This is a genomic window from Clostridioides sp. ES-S-0048-02, assembly GCF_020658495.1.
Taxonomy (GTDB): Bacteria; Bacillota; Clostridia; order Peptostreptococcales; family Peptostreptococcaceae; genus Clostridioides.
On the sequence record NZ_JACVWH010000004.1, the window covers coordinates 238448 to 259630 of the forward strand.

Consider the following 21183-nt stretch of genomic DNA (forward strand, 5'->3'; position numbering starts at 1 on the left):
GTATAATTTATTACTATTAGATATCATAACTTTTAAGGTACATAAAAAGTTCTATTTAATAATTAGATAATATTAAAAAATAAAAGCGATACATGACCTTTTAAAAAGTCTATGTATCGCTTTGTTGTTATCACAATCTCAACAAAAATTTTAAAATTTATTATTTTAATTATAATCTTTCAATATATAGACTCACATAGACAACTTTAATTCTGTCATATAAATCTTTATTTGAATATTATTATATGTAATGTACTTAGTTTTTAAATGAATGTATAGGAGCTGGAATTCTTCCTCCTCTTTGAGTAAACAGTTCAGATGAATTTTTATTTATAGGCATTACTGGTGCTCGTCCTAAAAGACCTCCAAACTCGACCATATCACCTACATCACACCCTGGTGCTGGTATAATTCTAACTGCTGTAGTCTTATTATTAATCATACCTATTGCTGCTTCATCAGCTATCATAGCTCCAAGTGTACCTGCTGTAGTATCTCCTGGCACAGCTATCATATCAAGACCTACAGAACAAATTGCAGTCATAGCTTCAAGTTTATCTATACTTAAAGCACCCTTAATAACAGCATCAATCATACCTGCATCTTCAGATACTGGTATAAACGCTCCACTGAGTCCTCCAACATGTGAACATGCCATAACTCCACCCTTTTTAACTGCATCATTTAAAAGAGCTAGTGCTGCTGTAGTACCATGAGTACCAACAACTTCAAGTCCCATCTCTTCTAATATATTTGCTACTGAATCTCCAATTGCAGGTGTAGGGGCTAATGATAGGTCTATTATTCCAAATGGAACATCTAGTCTACTAGAAGCTTCTTTCGCTACAAGTTGTCCAACTCTTGTAATTTTAAATGCTGTCTTTTTAACAGTTTCTGCAACAACATCAAATGGCTCTCCTTTTACCTTTTCTAAAGCTCTCTTAACAACACCAGGACCACTTACACCAACATTGATAATTCTATCTGCTTCACCAACACCATGGAATGCTCCTGCCATAAATGGATTATCTTCTACTGCATTACAAAATACTACTAGTTTTGCACAACCAAATCCTTTTGCATCTTTTGTCATTTCTGCAGTTTCTTTTATAATTTCTCCCATTTCTTTTACTGCATCCATATTTATACCACATCGTGTAGAACCTACATTTACTGAAGCACATACCTTATTAGTACTTGCCAAAGCTCTTGGAATTGATTTAATTAATATCTTATCACCTTTTGTATATCCCTTTTGAACCAATGCTGAGAATCCACCAATAAAGTCTATTCCTAAATCCTCTGCTGCTTTATCTAATGTCTGTGCGAATTTCACATAATCTTCTTCATCTGTTGCACCTGCAATAATGGATATTGGAGTTACTGATACTCTTTTATTTACAATTGGAATACCAAATTCACGTTCTATATCCTTACCAACTTTTACTAAGTCTTTAGCAGAATTCATAATTTTATTATATATTTTTTCTCTCGCTTTATCTCCATCAGGGTCTATACAATCTAGTAATGAAATCCCCATAGTTATAGTTCTTATATCTAACTGTTCTTCATCTATCATCTTGATTGTTTCAAGTATATTTCCTACATTCACTGTTATCACCTCCCCTTACTATTTACTACAGATTATGCATTGAATTAAAGATTTCTTCTCTTTGAATTTTTACATCTACTGATAATTTCTTTCCTCTTTCAATTAAATCTTCAACCGTTTGCTCAAAAGAATTTAATGCTTTTTCTAAATCAACTACCATAATCATTGTAAAATATTCTTGAAGTATTTTTTGTGAAATATCTACTATATTAATATTTTGCTTGTATAGCTCATCACTAATTCCTGCTACTATACCTGGTTTATCCTTTCCAATCACTGTTAAAATTGCTCTCATAATAATATCCTCCCTTATTTTTTTATAAATCTTACATTTTTACAAATTGAACTAGTTGCTAACATATATTTCATTTATTTGTTGGTAAATCACTTTTTATGTATATATTTAATATATTTTAATACCTATATATTCATTTGTCAATTTTTTTTCAATATTCTATTATTTTTATACTATTTAACCAAACTGTATATTATATATCATTTTATTAATAGTTATATATAGTTTTCATAATAATGAAAGGCATTACTTAGTAGCTTTATAATTTACTAAATAATACCTTTTTAAAAATTATTTTTTTATTTGTATGAATTCTATTACATTTTTTCTTACACTTGGATTTACAGCTAATATAGAAACAATCATAGTTGGAGTTAATATACAAAGTAAAAAGAAAATCTCTCTATTTAAATTATATTTTTTAAATATAGATTTAAGATTCTCATTGTCATTTGCTATTTCATCATAATTATTTACTCCTGATTTTTCATTGTTTATTTCTTTATTTCCGTTTACAAAAGCCTCTCCATAAGAGAAATATTGATTATTATTGCTAAATACTGATTTCTGTTTTAAATTATAATTGCTATCATCTTCTATCATTAAATTTTTACTATTAAATTTATTTTTATACTCATAATCATTTTCTTTATCAGCATTTATATCAGTATTTTCTTTATTATTTTGATGATTTTTATTATCGACACCACCAGCACTTGGTCCTATGTTATCTTCTGAATCATTTGGTTTTCCTCCATTAGAATCATTATTTTCATTACTACCATTGTCAGTATTTTCTTTATTTTCATTATTATCTTCTTCTTTATTTTTATTGTTATTACCCTCATTTTCACTACTGCCATCTCTATCTGGGTCATCTCTACCACCACCTCCACGATCACCTCCATCTATAATAACGTCTCGGTCATCTTCTGGTGTCATCTGACCATTGCCTCCACCCATCACAAATCCTGGTTTTAAAAATATATTTGAATATCCGTCCCTTAATCCACCTTCTACATTTACTCTAAAACATCTCAATTTAAAATCTTCAAAATCAAGTATAATTTGGTTACTAATATAATTTAATTCTTTGCTTACCCAATTTATACCATCATCAGAATATTCTACAAATACCTTCTTGGCATTATATGGCATACTGTAATCTAAAATAGCTGAATAACCCTTTTTTGAGTTTATAAAAGATACTTCTAAATCGTTTATAGGTCCTTTATTTGTAACATGAACATATAAAATAGGCGCAACATTATGATTTAGCACTATATTATTTTCATTTAGATATTCTTCTTTAAATTTTCCTTTTATCACGAACTCTGCATTTTTATTTAAATCAGTATAGTAATTTGATAAATCCCAGTCCACATCTAACCTTTTAAACTTTCCACTAGAAGTTTTTAAAGTTACAGTTTGAGGAAATTTTAAATCTTCTATTTTATCTTCTTTTGTTATCATTATTTCCTCTTCAAAGACTCCAATACCTCTGCAATTACACCTTATAATATTATAATCATCATCTTGAGGTATATCTGGCATTATTGTATTTTGCTCTCCTATAATATAGACATTCTTGATCTCTGATACAATTGACCGTCCTTTTTTATTGTTACTTCTTAACCCTAAACTTTGCTGTTTATTATCATCATTGACAATTACTGAAGTATCCTCTATTTCGACTTCTCCCTTAGAATAAATTCCTATAGCATTTTCTCCATCAACTTCAATCGTTTTACAGTCTACTCTAACATTATTTTCCGAATAAATTCCTATAGCGTTTTCTCCACTTGCTTTTATGTTTCCAACCTCACCATAATATGTATCTATAATTAAATCAGCTTCTTCTTCTGCATACAAAGCAGTTCCATTTAAAGCAGTTATATTATCTATCCCTATCCTTAGCTTTCCTCCTCGTTCTACATGAATTACACCGTCTGTTTCACCTTCTCCAATTATATTTAATTCATTCCCATTGATAAAAAAGTTCCCTTTATCTTTTATGAGTATTTTATACTTATTGGTATCTATTGTAATCTTAGTTCCATATGGAATACTAAGTTCAAAATAACCATCTATTACCATATCACAAGAAAGAGTGTAAACTATTTTTTTATTATTATATTCATTTTTCAAAATCCAACTTTTAAAATCATTCAGACAATTATTTTCTTGGGAAAAACTCTTATTTGGAAAAAGTGCAAAAATCATAATTAACGAATTTATAAGAATAAAAGCTTTGTTTGTTTTGCTCATATTTTTCTCCTACTAATTCTCTTATCAAATAAAATTGAGTTATTTTAAACAATTTTACTATTTAAATTTTATAAATTTATTTATATGCTTTATGATACCAGGATTTACTGCTATTATTGAACATAGCATGCTTAAAACTACAATTCCAATTCCAATGATGATTCCACTATTAAAATTTTGAGTTTTATTCTGTGATTGAGAAGGAGAGTCTAATTTATCATTAAACTTACCTACTTCAGAAGTATCTTCTCGATTTAAGGCATTATCGTCATTAAATGTATTTTGAGGAGATTTATAATTTTCATTATGACTTTCTGTTAATATTTCCTTTAAACTACTTTCAATTTTATTTTTCATGATTAAATCATTGCTTTTAAAGTTTTTGTCTTGATTGTTAATGTTTTTATTTGTTTCATTCTCTGTCTTAATATCTTTTTCATCTGACTTATCTTTTTCTTCATCTTGCTGAAGTTTATTGTCTTTTTCTTCATCATTAGATTCTGTATCTTTATTAGAATCTTCAGGTCTTTGCTTATCAATAGCTTCATTCTCATTATTGTCATTTGTATCTCCAATAATCTCAGAATCTTCTCTATCTGGGTCATCTCTACCGCCACCACCACGGTCTCCATCAATATCATCATTTTCCCGTTCATCATCTGGTGTCTCTTGGCTATCACCACCTCCCATTATAAATCCTGGTTTAAAAACTATATTTGAATACCCTTCTTTTAATCCTCCTTCCACTCTTACTCTAAAACAACGCAGCTTAAAATCTTCAAAGAAAAGTATAGCTTGGTCTCTAATATCCTCCTGTTCTTCAGATATCCAATTTATTCCGTCACTTGAATATTCAACAAAAACTTTACTTGCACTATATGGCATGTCATAATACAAAGCAGCTACATATCCATTTCTTGTATTTTGAAATTCCAATTCCAAATTATCTATTGGTTTTTTCTCTATAACAGATATATTCAAAATAGGAACAACATCATCATTTATTATAATTTTTTCTTTATTTAATGTTTCTGTTTTAAACTTTCCTGTTATACTAAAATTTTCTTCTTTTTTTAGCTTTTCATAATAATCAGTAAAATCCCATTCTACATCTATATCTATTTGATTACTACTAGATGTTTCTAATACCATATCTTTGGGAAATTTTATATTTTCTATTTTATCATCTTTACTTACTTTTATTTCTTCACTAAATACATTAATTCCCCTATGACAACATTTTACAATATTATATCCAGAATCTTCAGATATGGCTGGTATAAACTCATTATAACTATCAATTATATAAATATTTTTACTTTTTGATACAATTGATTTAACAGTTTTATCTGAACTTCTTAATAATCTAGTTTTGTTGTCATTATCATAAGCTCTTACTGATGTACTTTCCAACTCAATATCACCTTTACAATATACTCCTACAGCATTTTTCCCTCTTACCTCTATATCTTTATATGGCACTCTAATGTCATTTTCAGAATAAATTCCTATAGCATTATTTCCATTTGCCCTTATATTTCCAATACTTTCATAGTATGAACTAAATCTTAAATAACCTCCTTCTTCAATATATAAAGCAGTTCCGTTGGTAGCAATTATATTATCTATACCTATATTTAATCTTCCTCCTTTTTCTACATGTATTACTCCATCTTCTCCACCCTCTCCTACTATATTCAATTCATTTTCTTGAATTATAAAATTCCCTTGGTCTTTTATTAAAATTTTATATTTATTAGTATCTATTGTGAGTTTAGCTTCATCTGGAGTGAAAAACCTATATTCTTCATCTATCACCATATCACAAGAAAGAGTGTAGACCATCTCTCCAGTATTGTTTTTATTTTCTTGATACCATATTTTAAAATCTTCAAGGCAATTATCCTCTTGTCCAAAGACTTTATGTGGAAAACTTATAAAACATAAAAATATTATATTTACAAAAATAAATATCTCATACTTTCTCATACTACACCTCTAGAATTTTTTTAGCTTAAAACAGCCTTGTCTAAAAATATACTTTACTCATTATAATTTTTCCACAATTATCAATTATTGTCAATTTATATAAAAACTTTTATTGATTTTTATAAATAAAAAGCTACTTGTTAAAGTAAACAAATATTTTACTTTAACAAGTAGCTATATTTTTATAACAAAATAGTTATGATATTAGAACTTCCTTCATTTACAATTTTTTGTAGAGTCTTTTGCATCTTGACTCTTATTTCCTCTGGCATAGTATACAATTTACTTTGAAGCTGTTCTTTTACTAAATCATGAAGTGACTTCCCAAACATATTTGATTCCCATAAATCTGCTGGTTGCTCTTCAAATACCTCCATAAGATATTTTATCATCTCCTCACCTTGATTTTGATTTCCAACTATAGGAGAAACTTCTGTAGATATATCTGCTTTTATAATGTGAAGTGATGGTGCATTAGCTTTTAACTTAATACCATACTGTTTTCCTTGTTTCATTATTTCTGGTTCTTCCAAGCTAAGTTCTTCTAAAGAAGGGGCTACTACTCCATATCCTTTTATCTTAGCATCTATTAAAGCGCTTTCTATCTTATCATACTCATTTTTAACTTTAGATAGTCTAGTTATCAGGCTAAGTAATTGATAATCCCCTTCAATTTTAAATCCACTTTTTTCTTCAAGGACATTATAGAATAAATCTTGCTTTGTTTGTAAGTCAATGTTTATGACACCTTCCCCTAACTCTACATGGTCAACACCTGTATCATCTAAAAAATCTAACTCAGAGAAACCTTGCATAATTCCTTCTATATCTCTTATTTTACCTATATCTATAATGCTCTGTTTTAATGTTGTTATTATACTACTTTTTATCCAGTGATTTCTCTCAAGACCTTCCACCCATTTAGGTAAGTTTATTCTTATTTCTGTAAGTGGGAAATCATATAGTACAGTTTCCATAACTTCTTCTATATCCTCATCTTCCATTTCAACTATATTCATTGGAAGGACTGGAACTTCATATTTTTCCTCTAATTCATTTCTAAGCAGACTTGTTTCTTCACTTCTAGGACTTAACGTATTTAAAACTACAGCAAATGGTTTTTTAAGATTTTTTAATTCTTGTATAACTCTCTCTTCTGGCTCTACATAGCTTTTTCTATCAATACCAGTAACTGAGCCATCTGTCAAGACAACTATTCCTATTGTAGAATGGTCTTTTATAACTTTTTTAGTCCCTATCTCTGCTGCTTTCTCAAATGTCATAGCTTCTTGTGACCAAGGAGTGGATACTAATCTTTGCTTTCCACCTTCCTCATGACCTAAAGCTCCTTCAACTATGTATCCAACACAATCTACCATTCTCACTTTTAAAGATACTGTGTCTTTTATTTTAATTTCTACACCATCTGCTGGTACAAATTTTGGCTCTACTGTCATTATAGTTTTGCCTGAACCACTTTGAGGTATCTCATCTCTTGTTCTATCTTTTTTGAACTCATTGTCTATATTTGGGATAACCAACTTTTCCATAAACTTTCTTATAAAAGTTGATTTTCCTGTTCTTACAGGCCCCACTACTCCAATATATATATCCCCCTGAGTCCTTTTGGATATATCTTCGTATATGTTATTATTCATATTATTCCTCCTATACATCTAATCTTATTAAATTATATTTAGATTTCGAGGTTAATATTCTTAAAATAGAAAAATAAAGACCAGCAATATTAATTTAGTTTACATATAGAAATTTGCAAATTTCAATGTAAATTAAATTATAATGCTAGCCTAAATAGTAATGTATTATATTAACTAACTTTAGTAGTATTTTCATTTGACTTACTATTCATTTCAATAAGCTCTTTACGTCTTTCTTTAGTCATATTCATCCATATAAATGTAAACACCAATCCAATTATGGCTACTATAGTAAGAACAATGAAGTAGTACTTATATCCAGTTACACCTGGAAATGCATCTAATATCTTTCCTGCTGCTAGAGGACAAAGTACTTCTGGAAGATATCCTAATGTAGCAACTATACCTATAGCAGTTCCTGATATTGATAGTGAATAATTACCTTCTTCAAGTAATGAATAATGTAAACCTTGAATTGCATACATAGATACATATATTGCAACACATCCAATCAATAGTACATAAATCATAGAAGATTTCGTTGGTGTAAAGATTACACCTAAAAGTCCTGCAATCATAAGTATAAATCCATAAGATATAATCTTTGATGAACCAACTTTATCTCCAAGCAATCCAGAAGCAGCTGATGCTACTGGTCTACAGTACTGAGCTAATATTGATATTGCAGATGCAAATACTACAGTAGCTCCAAATGCTTCAGTTGAATACGGCGTAAAATAATAAAATGACATATTAGCTGAATATGAGCAAAACATTATTATTGTTATTATCCATGTATGAGGCATTTTTATTACTGTAAAGAAAGCTTCTTTATCAAATTTGGCTGATACCTCTTTTTCATTATCTTTTAACTTAAAAAATACTAATAATCCAACTATTACATTTATAGCTGAATACAGTACTATAATAGCTGTAAGACCAGATTTATCACTTACTTTTGATGAAATATATCCAAATAATATTAAGACTATAGATAAATGAATTGCATTGGTAATTCCACGACCACTTTCCATAAATCCAAAAGCTTTTCCTTGTTCATTTTCAGATGCTAACATCCTGACAGCTTTTACAAGAGCTGGCCAAAAAGTAAGTATTGTTGTTATTCCCCATAAAGCATGGATTAAAAATACAACAATATATGGAGGATAAAGCGTTAATACAAGACCAGATACCCCTGTAATAATTAAAGAACCTGAAAGTAGTTTTCTGGCTGAAATACGGTCTGCTAAGAAACCACCAAAAAGGTATGATACCATTGCAAGTAGACCATAAATGCTTCCTAAACTCCCCATTTGTGTATTTGTAAGATTAAATGCTTGTGCAAAAGTGTCATAGTAATAATTCTTTAAATATGGTAAAGCATATATAAAGGCTCCTGCTACAAAGAGTATTATCAAGACTTTGAAATTTTTCCAAATGCTTGGTTTATTCACTTCAACTGACATATTTCCTCCTTATGTAAATACTCATAAATTTTTATGACAACTAATTATTGATTTTTTAACATTTCAATATATTATAGATTTATTGATATGTTAAGTTAATTTATCCATAATTTTTAGTGAACTAAAGAGATACGCTTTTAGTTCACTAAAATAATTATATTTTTATTTATAGGAATCTCCAGAATTATTAGATACCTTCTTTTCATAGTTCTTCCATATCATTAAACCTGTTATTATAACAAAAAGACCTCCACCTATCATTTCAATCTCATAGACTATATTATCCTTTAAAGTCTCCATAACTGGTGCTGTTGAGAAAAGTATCCCTACTACAGTCACTACAAGTACCATTCTGGCTATATTGATACAAACTGAATCACTTTTTGCAATTGAGTATGGTCTTTCTTCGTTTGGTCTTGTCTTTCTAAGTCTTATATATGACGTAAAAAGTAATACATATGGAAACAAGGCTGTTAATGCTGTCATAGTTACAAGGACATTATATATATTATCTACTGACGGCAGTAAATTTGTTCCTATAAGAAGTAGACTCACTATTATAGCTTGAATTACTACAGCATTTGATGGTATATTGTGTTTATTTGTAACAGTTAATTGCTTAGGAAATACACCTTCTTTTACATTGCCAAAAAGCATCTTTACTGGACCTGCTATATAAAGTATTAGTGCTCCAAGTACTGATAAAGTTATCCCAAATGCTACTACTCTTATAAACCAGCTTCCTATTCCTAAATCTTGTGCAACTTTAGCTAGCGCATCTAGTATTCCTGTTGATGCTGCAATTTCATCTGGAGGAAGTATCATTGTTATTGCTACTGAACCTAGGATATAGATTCCTCCTATTAAAACAGCTACTGTCAATATAGCTTTAGGGAAGTTTTTCTTAGCATTATCCATTTCGGTTATGAAATTAGCAGTTGTTTCAGCTCCTGATAGTGCAAATATTATAGCAGATATAGAAACTAGTGAATTAGCATCTATCTTTGGTATTATATTTTGGATTGTATATACAGATGCTGATGGAGCTTTTTTGAGAATAACTACAGACATAAATGCCATCACTATAAGTAATATAGCAGGAATTGTAGAACCTAATGCTCCTGTATTTGTAAAGAATTTTCCAAATGCCATTCCACGAGTACTTACTAAGGATAACATCCAGAATATTATGAGTGAAAGCACTAAAATAAACATCTTATTGTTTGATAGAGCTGGATTTCCAAGCATATAAGCAATATTTATAGCTAAGAATGTCAAGAATGAGGAATACCAAAATATCTTTGATGTCCAATTTAACCATGACACCATAAATCCCCACTTCTCTCCATAAGCCTGTTTAACCCATTCTCCAAGTCCACCATCTTTTGGATATGTTGCAGCCAACTCTGCACATATAAGTGATGCTGGAACAAAGAATATAAAAGCAAACAATAGCCAAACTGGTATCGAACCAAGACCCAACCCAAAACTAGAGGCAGTAGATTTAGCTATCCATCTAATCCCAAATAATGCTGATATATTCATAAATACTAAATCCCAAAATCCAATCTTCTTTTTCACTGTAATTCCTCCAATTTCAAATTTACTTAAATTCATACATATGTACTAATTTAAATATCAAGTATAAGCTCTTCAACACTTCTTGGATAATTAGTTATAATTGTAGCACTATTTTTACCTACTATTGCTGTATCTGAATGTCTAAATCCTCCAATTCCAGGTATATATATTCCTGGTTCCATAGAAAATACCATTCCTTCTTCTAATATTAATTCATTGTCAAATCTTAAATATGGTTCCTCATGTTCTGATAAACCTAAACCATGACCAATTCTGTGATTTGAATATAACTCTAGACCATGCTTTGCAACAACAGCTCTTGCTGCTTCATCCACCATTCTTGCTGGTATACCAGCTTTTATTGTATCTAATCCAGCTTGTTGAGCTTCTACTGCAATCTTAAATACTTCCTTTTGTCTTTCTGTTGGCTTACCTATAATAAAAGTTCTTTCATTTTCTGCTCTATAGTTTTCATACCAAACCTGTCTACTATGTATTACTATATCTCCTCTTTGAAGTATCCTAGTATTGGAGTCTAAATGTGGTTGTGCTGTTCTATCGATGCCTGAACAAGTCCAGTTTGCAAATCCGATATATGTATCAGGATAATTTTCAGATACATATTTTAGTAAAGCATTATCCCCTGCAACGTCAAATTCCAATTCACTCATCCCAACTCTAACATTTTCCAAAGAACCTTTTATTCCTATATCAGATAAGTAACCAGCTATCTTTAAAAATTCTATCTCTCTTGCATCTTTTACATATCTCATTTCAAATATTTTACTTCCAACATCTTTAATAGCAAATGATTTCTCAGTTATATATTCTGAAAAGCTTGCAGATACTATATCTTTTTCTATCCCAACAGTTATTCCTTTAGGATATCTATTTAAAATTATATCTAAGTAATGTTTATGTGATATTCCATGTTCTTTCATCTCTGGTATTTCATAATATACATATACATTATCAACTTTTGCAACTTCTTTAGCATGTAGCTCCTCTAATCCAGGTACTATTAATTCTATTTTATCTTGAGTTACTACTGTTACAATTGGTCTAGAGTAAGTTATTGCTTTAAATCCACTAATATAAAATTGGTTGTCTGGTTCAAATATTAGGGCAATTTCAATGTTTTTTTCATTCATATACTTTCTTAATCTTTCTAGTCTCATATTATTTGACATAGTGCACCTCTTTCTCAATATTTAGATAATTTATTCAACACAACAAAGATAAACATATTATTTTAAAATTATTAACATTTTTATTAATTGTTGTATTTGTATGTAAATTAAATTTATTTGTGATTATTTTATCATAATCATGATTATTTTGTCAATCATGATTTAATTTTAAAATATTTTTTATATTATTATGATTTTAAATTATCTAAAATATAACAAGTATACATTATATTTTGGAATATTATTCTTGATTTATGGTAAATTTAATGATAAAATCACGATTATATAAACTATATTGATTATTTGTAGGTGAATAAAATGACAAATAAAGAGTTACAAAAGAAAAGGATATTGATGTATTTCATAGAAGCTGCTCAAAACATTATGGAAAATGAAGGAATAGAAAATATTACACTTCGTAAGGTTGCAGATATGGCTGGCTATAACAGTTCAACCCTATACAACTACTTTAAAAATTTAGACCATCTAATATCATTTGCATCTATAAAATATTTTAAAGATTATAACTTGAATATTTCGAGGTGTATAGAGAATGTAAATGATGAATATAAGAAATATATAATTATGTGGAAATTATTTTGTAAACATTCTTTTGAAAATGCTCAAGCTTTTTATCAGGTATTTTTTAACTTGTCCAGTGATGAGCTTAGTTATATAACAAAACAATATTATGATATGTTTCCAGAAGATTTAGGTATTCATGACAGTGATATATCTTTAATGATTACAGGAAAAAGTATAAAAGAAAGAAATAAAATACTGTTGAACAATCTTGTAGATACTGGATATATACCAGCTAAAGATTTAGGCATAATCAATGATATAATTATTTCTTTTTATCAAAATCTATTATTCTTAAAAAAGAACACAGGAAAAAATTCTAATGATGATGAATTAACTATGAAAATGATTTCTTCTATTGAATACATAATAAAACATGCTAAGTAATATTAAAATAGCCCTCTTTATATAAAGAGGGCTAAAACACGTCTATTATTTTTTTATTTTATTATGCAATAAATTTATATATCATCACCTAAAACTACTTCTTCCATTTCGTGCTTTTTGCTTCTCATCATTAGCTCTATTCCAACTTCTTTAGGATTTGCACCTTTAGTTATCACAGAATATATAGCATTAGTTATTGGCATATCTATATTCAGCTTTTCAGCAACATCATGTGCTACTTCAGTAGCCGTTATTCCTTCTACAACCATCTTTACTTCTTTTAATGTATCTTCTAAGCTCATACCTTGTCCTATAAGTATACCCGCTCTTCTATTTCTACTATGCATGCTTGTACAAGTAACTATTAAATCTCCAATGCCTGAAAGGCCTGCAAATGTAGACATGTTAGCTCCCATAGCAGTACCAAGTCTACTCATTTCACTAATTCCTCTTGTCATAAGAGCTGCTTTTGCATTGTCACCATACCCTAAACCATCACATATACCAGCGCCAAAAGCTATAATATTTTTTAATGCTCCTCCAAGTTCAACTCCAACTATATCTGGATTTGTATAAACTCTAAGTTTAGGGCTCATAAATAAATCCTGTATACTCTGTGCTATTTTTAATTCTTTAGAGGCTACTACTACTGTAGTAGGTATATTTCTTGCTACTTCTTCAGCATGAGATGGGCCAGATAGTATTACATATGGATTTTGTGGCAATTCTTCTTCACATACCTGAGACAATCTAAGTCCAGTGCCTTTTTCAAGACCTTTTGCTACATTAACGATAATCTGTCCAGCTTTTACAAAGGGTTTTATTTTTTCACAAGTACTTCTTACTGCTTGAGATGGAACTGCTAAAACTATTACTTTGCAATTTTCTATAGTTTTTTCTATATCAGTACTTATAGTTATATTATGTGGAAATAATACTCCTGGTAAATAGTCTGTATTTTCTTTAGTCCTGTTTATTTTTTTAGCTTGTTCTTCTTTTCGAGTCCACATGCTAACATCATTACCTTTATTTGCAAGGCCTAAAGCTAATGCACTTCCCCAACTTCCAGTACCTAATACACATACTTTCTCCATGTTTAACACCACCTGAGTATAATATATTTACTATTCTTTCTTTTGACCAATTTTTCTTTCTGTCCCATTTAATAATCGCTTTATATTTGCTCTGTGATTATATATTACTGATATGGTTAAAAACAAAGCTACAACTAACCCTGCTTTATTTTTTGCTATAATCATAAATATTGGTGAACAACCTATACCAACAACAGAACCTAATGAGACATATTTTGTTATAATTACCACCAATATAAACACTGCCAAACACATTAATGTTATTGCTGGATTTACAGCAAGCATTGCACCTAGTGAAGTTGCAACACCTTTACCCCCTCTAAATCCTAAAACTGCTGGCCAATTATGACCTGCTACAACACATATAACTGCTAGATATCCAGCTAAAAGAGTATCTATACCAACCAACTTTGCTGCAATTTCCGATATCAAAACAGCAATTACACCTTTAAAAACATCACCTAAAAAAGTCATTGCTCCTGCTCTTTTCCCAAGTGTTCTAAGTACATTTGTCGAGCCTGCATTACCTGAACCTTGAGTCCTTATATCAACCCCAGCAATTCGCTTTGCAACTATATACGAAGTTGATATATTACCTAATAAGTATGCAATTACAGCAATAATTATATAACTAAATATTTCCACTGAACTTACCCCCTTTAGTTATATTTTAGATATTTACTTTTTATTTTTTTGTCTATACTCAAACTTTATAGAAGTTCCTTCAAATCCAAAGTTTTCTCTTATCTTATTTTCAAGGTATCTTTGATATGAGAAGTGAGTTAAGTTCTTGTCATTTATAAATAAAGTAATTTTAGGAGGTCTAATGTCTGTTTGAGTTCCATAGTAAATTTTTAATCTTCTACCTTTATCAGATGGTGGCTGATTTAACATTACAGCTTCTCCAATTACTTCATTTAATGCTGAAGTTGATATTCTCTTAGAATGCTCATTTGATACATATTCAACTGTGTCTAATATTTTATTCATTCTTTGATTAGTCTTTGCAGAAACAAATACTATTGGAGCATACATCATAAATGGGAATTTTTCTTTTATATCTTTTGTGTAATTACTCATTGTCTTATTATCTTTTTCTATTAAGTCCCATTTATTGACTACAAATATACATCCCTTGCCTTCATCATGTGCTATACCCGCAACTTTTGTATCCTGTTCTGTAACGCCTTCCAAAGCGTCTATAACTATTAACACAACATCTGCTCTATCTACAGCACTCATAGCTCTTATTACGCTGTATTTTTCTATCGTCTCATATATTTTGCTCTTTCTTCTAAGCCCTGCTGTATCTATAAGAAGAAACTTCTGTCCATTTTTTTCAAAATAAGTATCTATTGCATCCCTAGTAGTTCCTGCAATTGGACTTACAATTACTCTTTCTTCTCCTAATATCTTATTAAGTATAGAACTCTTTCCTGCATTTGGCTTACCTGTTATAGCTACTCTTATTATATCTTCTTCATACTCTGTATCTAATCCTGCTGGAAAATTTTGAACTATCTCATCTAATAAGTCTCCAAATCCCATACTATTGGCTCCTGACACTCCAAAAGGAGTTCCAAAACCTAATTCATAAAAATCGTATATATTGTCAAACTGACTTTGACTATCAATTTTATTAACCACTAAAATTACTGGTTTTTTTGTTTTTCTAAGTATCTGAGCAATTTCTTTATCAGCAGCTGTTATTCCAGCCTTGCCATCAACTATAAAAAGTATTACATGTGACATATCCATTGCAAGCATAGCTTGATTTCTCATTTGAGATAATATTATATCTTCGCTATCAGGCTCAATACCTCCTGTATCTACTAATGTAAAATATTTATCTAACCATTCTACTTCTGCAAATATTCTATCTCTTGTAACTCCTGGTGTATCTTCAACTATTGATATCCTTTTTCCTGCAAATTTATTAAATATTGTAGACTTACCAACATTTGGTCTCCCAACTACAGCTACAACTGGCCTACTTATACTCATGTTGTTTCTCCTTCCATCTTTTGTTTTCTATTTTAAAATTTTATCCACAAAATCTTTTCCTTCATTTAAACATGGGATAATTTTTATTTTCATAAGTTCTTCTAACTGATTTAGTTCAATATTATCTAAGAAAATTTCTTCATCTGCTTTTAACATACTTCTTGTTATATAAAGAGCTTCTCCCAATTCCTTATGCTCAAGTTGCTCTTTTAAATCTTTAGCTGTTAAAAGGCCTGATACTGTTATTGTTTCTCCAAAAAACTTGTTTTTTATTTCATAAACATCTATTTGAAGATTTTTAAACTTGTCCATCATAGCATCTGCCATACTTTGTATAAATTCATATGCAGAATGTCCAGTAGCTATTGATACCTTTTTATCTCTTTTGAGAATATTCTCAGACAATGTGTTTAGATACTCTTCAATATCTGTTTTTAACTTACGTATCATACCTACACCATCTTCAAACTGTAAAAATCCTTCATACTCTTCATATCCAGGCAATTCTCTACTAGATAATATATAAAATTCATCTGATAAAAATGCAAATCGAGTTCCTATTTTCTCAAGATATATCTGTTGTATTTCATGTATTTGCTCTATAGTTTTACTTGCACCCTTATTATCAAATATATTTAATTCTACTAAATTTTCTCTATGCTTTGTAATTCCAACTGGAACTATAGCAACACTATTTACATATGGATAAAGTTGAGCTAATTCTTTTATTGTTCTATCCAATTCCTTTCCATCATTTATACCTGGACATAAAACAATTTGACAGTTCATCTCTATATGAGCATCTGCCAATCTCTTCATTATACCATATAATTTTCCTGCAAATTTATTACTTATCATTTTTTGTCTTAATTCTGGATTAGTTGTGTGCACAGATATATTTATAGGACTTATTCTGTATTTAATTATATTATTTATATCTTCTTCGCTCATATTTGTAAGTGTAACAAAATTTCCTTGTAAAAAAGACAATCTTGAGTCATCATCTTTAAAATAAAGTGTTTCTCTCATTCCTTCTGGCAATTGGTCTATAAAACAAAACATACATTTATTTCTACAACTTTTAGCTTGGTCAATTATTGGATTTGTAAATTCAACACCCAAATCTTCATCATAGTCTTTTTCTATCTCATATATGTAGACTTCGCCATCTTTTTTTTGTATCTCTACCTCTAAATACTCATCACTTAGTAAGAATCTATACTCTATTATATCATGTATTGGCTGTTCATTTACAGATATAAGTAAATCTCCTACTTCTATACCTATTTCTTCTGCAATACTATCTTTGTAAACTTTACTTATAATATTATTTATTTTTTTTACATTTACTTCCATTTTTTTCACCACTCTTTTATATTCATCAATATTTATTATAATATATTTTCATATACAGTTTATTACTTTATTATATTTTACAATAGCATTTTTAAACATTTCATGTCATAATAACACATTTTAATTCTAATAGTCAATATAAGTAAATAGCTATAAAAAGATTAAAACAAATAATATTCAAATTTAAATATTTTATAAATTTGAACATTATTTGCCCTTAAAAGTATCTTATCGTTTTAATGCTTTACTATTATTAATGTTCCATTAGTCATATCGTGAACCATTCCACCTACACACTTTGACATGAGCATCGCCTTATTTTGCAAGTCTTTTTCATCATTTGCATAAAATATTGGACAACCTCCACCATTTCTCATATTTTTATCTAGTGTAACTATTGCTAGGGTATATTCATTTAGACCTATATCCATTCCCATTTTATGCACTTCCTTTCTTTCCTATTTTATAGTTTTTCAGTGATAAGTTTTTACCTTTAGAACTTGAAAGTATTGGACATGATTTTACAGCTTCCATTACCTTTTCAACATTCCTATCTATTGGTAAATAAGCAATCATTATACTTTCATCATCTTTATTTCGTCTAGGTAATGGTACAAATGCAGGTTCTTCATAATCTCCATATAAACCTAATCTTGAATATATATTGTATACTATAGCTTGTCTTTGACCCGAATCAAATAATATTCCTGCATTAGCATAATCTCTATTTTTAGGAATTATTTGTATTCCTACACCTCTATTAATATATACTTCTCTATCACTTTTTAGACCTATATTTGTTATTCCTTTTAAATCTCCCACCTTCAATATAGATTCATTTACGAAGCTAATATCAGCAGGCATTACATCAGCTATATCTCCAATACTTTTTCTAGTAAGAAGTTTTTTAAGTATGAAAGCTAATAATAAACCACAAATTGAACTTATTATCAAACTCATACCTTCACTTATTTTAGTTTCTTCAATAATTACATAATATAATCCTATTGTTAAAAAAGATGTAACTATGCACATATAATTTCTTACTTCATAAGTTCTAGCTATCTCTTCTATAAATGCAGCTCCTCTTTTTACAAGTTGAACTTCTTCTAAGTTTTGTAATGTATTCCTTCTATTTGCTCTTACTTGTCTAAACTGTTCTGCTGCCAAAGATAAAAATGTTATCGATGTATAAGAACGATTTATAAGAGCTGGAACTAGTAATGCTCCTAATGCCGAAGCAACAAAGGCTAATATGAGCTGAGATAGTAAAACATTTGGTTGTGTAGGGTACTGTTTTTGGTCTAAATTCAACATTATAACTCTTGATGTTATACCAATAATAACTGCAACAAAAAATACTCTATCCATTAAATCACTCCTAAAATATCTAATATAAAATGTTCACTTATAAATCTACAAAGTCTTTCTAGAAAAATCACTCTGTTTTCCTTTTGATGTCTCTATGATAGGAGTACTTTTTACTACATCTATCATTACATCTATATCCTTGATTATTGGTATATATGGTATAACCACAGTGCTTTTTTCTAAGTTAGTTTTAGATATAGCTACAATATCAACCTCATCTACATCTTTATCTATACCCATATGAATAAATAGATTATGTATTATAGCTTGTCTTTGTCCTATATCATTTACTATCCCAAATGCACCCAAATCTCTTGGTATAATTTCTATAGCTAAACATTCATTTTTATATTTTTCTCTTGTATTCTCTAAACCTATATTAGTTATTATTACACCATTTACTTTTAAAATAGGCCCTTCAAAACTTACTTCAGCAGGAACTATATCTGCTATATCTGCTATACTATTTCGTCTTAGAAACCTTCTAAAAATTAAACCAACCAAAGCTCCTGCTATAACAGCTAGTATTGTACAATAAATAAAGCTAAGGTCATATCGTTTTGAAACAGTAATATAAACTATAGAAGATACTAATGCAGAAAAAAGACTGATATAACTTCTAGATTCATACGTAGATGATATTTCTTCTACATAAGCATCTCCCTTTGGTACTAATTCTTCATTGTCGATATTTTTTAATGTTATTCTTTCCTGCTCTGCAAGGCCTTGAAATTGTTGTATCGCTACTGCAAAAAATGTTAATGCTGCAAACTCCTTATCTATAAGTGCAGGTAATGCTATTGCACCCAATGAAGCTGAAAGCCCTGATATTATTATTTGCTCTAAATAATCTTGTGGTCTCGATGGGTATTGCTTGTCTGTAACTCTTAAAACTAATCCTCTACATAATATTCCTATAATTACTGCTACTATAAAAGAGTGTCTAAATAAATTGGCACCTAATAAGCTTTCTTCCATTTTCTCAGCTCCTTCTCTTATATAGTTTGTGCAAAAAACAAAAAAAATTTCCTTCTATTTAAGGAAATTTTTTTGTAGTATTGTAACAATAAATTCGCTACCAATACCAAGTTCACTTTTTACTTTTATACATCCATTTAATGATTTGACTATATGCTTCGTTATAGCCAATCCTAAACCCGTTCCTCCTACATCTCTACTTCTTGCTTTATCTACTCTATAGAAGCGTTCAAAGATACGTTCTACATATTCTTTTGGTATTCCAACACCATTATCTATAACTTTGATTATTATTTTTTCTTCATCTTTTAAAACTACCACTTGTACAATACCATTATCTTGAGTATATTTTATAGCATTATCAACTAAATTTAAAAATACTTGTTTGATATAATCTCTATTAGAAAGTATGTTTATTGATTTATCATCACATTTATATAAAACTTCTATGTTTTTTTCACTAGCTGAACGTTGAGTTATTTCATATACTTCTCTAAATACATCATATATTACAACATCTTCCATTAGAAGAGTGTCTTTATTTTCTACAAATGATAATAATAATATGTCGTCAATCAATCTTTTTAATCTGTCTGATTCACTTTCTATTATTTCCAAAAACCTATTTCTAGTGTTTGCATCTATATTTTCATTGGATTTTAATGTTTCAACAAATCCACTTATAGATGTAAGTGGTGTTTTAAGTTCATGACTTACATTAGCAACAAAATCACTTCTCATATTTTCAAGCTTCACTTTTTTAGTAATATCTTCTATGTTTACTATTGAGCCAATTATTACATTATTGGTATTTTGAAGATAAACTGGATCCACTTTTATTTTGTATACTATATCATCTTTAGTAGTAATCTTTGCAGTTTCATTTTCTTTAGAACCTATAAATTGAAGTATCTGCTTTAATATTTCTTCTTCTTTTATTACAGCATTGATATTATGTCCTTCAACTAGTTTGTTTGGTTCACTCTTTATCATTTCTTTAGCTTCATCATTTATCAATAATATGTTTCCATTTACATCTATAGCTAAAATTCCATGAGATATACTCTTTAATATAGACCTTAATTGTAAATGTTTATATTGTACTTCTTCCAATGTATCATCCATATTTTTTATCATATGATTAAAATTTCTGGCTAATTCGCCTAATTCGCCTTTAGCTGATATATTCAACCTAGCATGAAATTCCTTGTTACTTACTTTTTTTGAAACGTATATAAACTCTTTTAAATATTTTCTTAGTGTTACTGTATATCTTACAGACAATATTACAATGGCTATAGACAACATAACAATAAAAAAATATATGCTATTTAATTCTTCCACAAGATAAC

At 29.2% G+C, this 21183-nt stretch carries 17 protein-coding genes; 1 reads left to right on the forward strand and 16 read right to left on the reverse strand.

The features are described 5' to 3' along the window. Window positions 1-256: 256 nt before the first annotated feature. From IC173_RS07905 to IC173_RS07940, 8 genes are all read right to left on the reverse strand, one after another. Window positions 257-1612: a PFL family protein gene (locus IC173_RS07905; protein WP_227432441.1), complete on the reverse strand. Its 1356-nt coding sequence runs from the start codon at window positions 1610-1612 to the stop codon at window positions 257-259. Between the two features lie 25 nt (window positions 1613-1637). Further along, the gene (locus IC173_RS07910) at window positions 1638-1907 is read right to left on the reverse strand and encodes an ACT domain-containing protein (protein ID WP_227432440.1); all 270 of its coding nucleotides are present in this window, start codon (window positions 1905-1907) and stop codon (window positions 1638-1640) included. Window positions 1908-2198: 291 nt separating this feature from the next. Next, on the reverse strand, window positions 2199-4175 hold the full coding sequence (locus tag IC173_RS07915) for an Ig-like domain-containing protein (protein ID WP_227855388.1): 1977 nt from the start codon (window positions 4173-4175) through the stop codon (window positions 2199-2201). Window positions 4176-4232: 57 nt separating this feature from the next. Next, on the reverse strand, window positions 4233-6164 hold the full coding sequence (locus tag IC173_RS07920) for a hypothetical protein (protein WP_227855389.1): 1932 nt from the start codon (window positions 6162-6164) through the stop codon (window positions 4233-4235). 182 nt (window positions 6165-6346) lie between these two features. Further along, complete coding sequence (spoIVA, locus tag IC173_RS07925; protein ID WP_227432437.1) at window positions 6347-7822, reverse strand: stage IV sporulation protein A; 1476 nt, start codon at window positions 7820-7822, stop codon at window positions 6347-6349. Between the two features lie 170 nt (window positions 7823-7992). Beyond that, window positions 7993-9288, reverse strand: a complete 1296-nt coding sequence (locus tag IC173_RS07930) for an MFS transporter (RefSeq protein WP_227432436.1) — start codon at window positions 9286-9288, stop codon at window positions 7993-7995. A gap of 162 nt (window positions 9289-9450) precedes the next feature. After that, window positions 9451-10905 (reverse strand): amino acid permease, encoded by a 1455-nt coding sequence (locus IC173_RS07935; RefSeq protein ID WP_255612845.1) that lies wholly within the window; start codon window positions 10903-10905, stop codon window positions 9451-9453. A 14-nt stretch (window positions 10906-10919) separates the two neighbouring features. Beyond that, window positions 10920-12059: a M24 family metallopeptidase gene (locus IC173_RS07940; protein WP_227432434.1), complete on the reverse strand. Its 1140-nt coding sequence runs from the start codon at window positions 12057-12059 to the stop codon at window positions 10920-10922. A gap of 318 nt (window positions 12060-12377) precedes the next feature. On the opposite strand from IC173_RS07940, the gene IC173_RS07945 reads away from it, so the two are divergent. Continuing rightward, window positions 12378-13028, forward strand: a complete 651-nt coding sequence (locus tag IC173_RS07945) for a TetR/AcrR family transcriptional regulator (protein WP_227432433.1) — start codon at window positions 12378-12380, stop codon at window positions 13026-13028. 74 nt (window positions 13029-13102) lie between these two features. On the opposite strand, the gene IC173_RS07950 is transcribed toward IC173_RS07945, so the two are convergent. The 8 genes from IC173_RS07950 to IC173_RS07985 all read right to left on the reverse strand — a co-directional run bounded on the left by IC173_RS07950 (window position 13103) and on the right by IC173_RS07985 (window position 21175). After that, window positions 13103-14122: an NAD(P)H-dependent glycerol-3-phosphate dehydrogenase gene (locus IC173_RS07950; RefSeq protein WP_227432432.1), complete on the reverse strand. Its 1020-nt coding sequence runs from the start codon at window positions 14120-14122 to the stop codon at window positions 13103-13105. 30 nt (window positions 14123-14152) lie between these two features. Continuing rightward, the gene (gene plsY / locus IC173_RS07955) at window positions 14153-14767 is read right to left on the reverse strand and encodes a glycerol-3-phosphate 1-O-acyltransferase PlsY (RefSeq protein ID WP_227432431.1); all 615 of its coding nucleotides are present in this window, start codon (window positions 14765-14767) and stop codon (window positions 14153-14155) included. A 33-nt stretch (window positions 14768-14800) separates the two neighbouring features. Continuing rightward, a complete protein-coding gene (gene der / locus IC173_RS07960) occupies window positions 14801-16126 on the reverse strand; it encodes a ribosome biogenesis GTPase Der (RefSeq protein WP_255612844.1) in 1326 nt (441 codons plus the stop codon). Between the two features lie 27 nt (window positions 16127-16153). Beyond that, complete coding sequence (locus IC173_RS07965) at window positions 16154-17482, reverse strand: DUF512 domain-containing protein (RefSeq protein WP_227482895.1); 1329 nt, start codon at window positions 17480-17482, stop codon at window positions 16154-16156. Between the two features lie 236 nt (window positions 17483-17718). Next, the gene (locus IC173_RS07970) at window positions 17719-17919 is read right to left on the reverse strand and encodes a capping complex subunit for YIEGIA (RefSeq protein ID WP_227432429.1); all 201 of its coding nucleotides are present in this window, start codon (window positions 17917-17919) and stop codon (window positions 17719-17721) included. 1 nt (window position 17920) lies between these two features. Further along, window positions 17921-18853, reverse strand: coding sequence for a YIEGIA family protein (locus IC173_RS07975; RefSeq protein ID WP_227432428.1), 933 nt, complete (start codon window positions 18851-18853; stop codon window positions 17921-17923). 45 nt (window positions 18854-18898) lie between these two features. After that, the gene (locus IC173_RS07980) at window positions 18899-19831 is read right to left on the reverse strand and encodes a YIEGIA family protein (RefSeq protein WP_227830790.1); all 933 of its coding nucleotides are present in this window, start codon (window positions 19829-19831) and stop codon (window positions 18899-18901) included. A 54-nt stretch (window positions 19832-19885) separates the two neighbouring features. Beyond that, window positions 19886-21175: a HAMP domain-containing sensor histidine kinase gene (locus IC173_RS07985; RefSeq protein WP_227830791.1), complete on the reverse strand. Its 1290-nt coding sequence runs from the start codon at window positions 21173-21175 to the stop codon at window positions 19886-19888. Window positions 21176-21183: the final 8 nt, after the last annotated feature.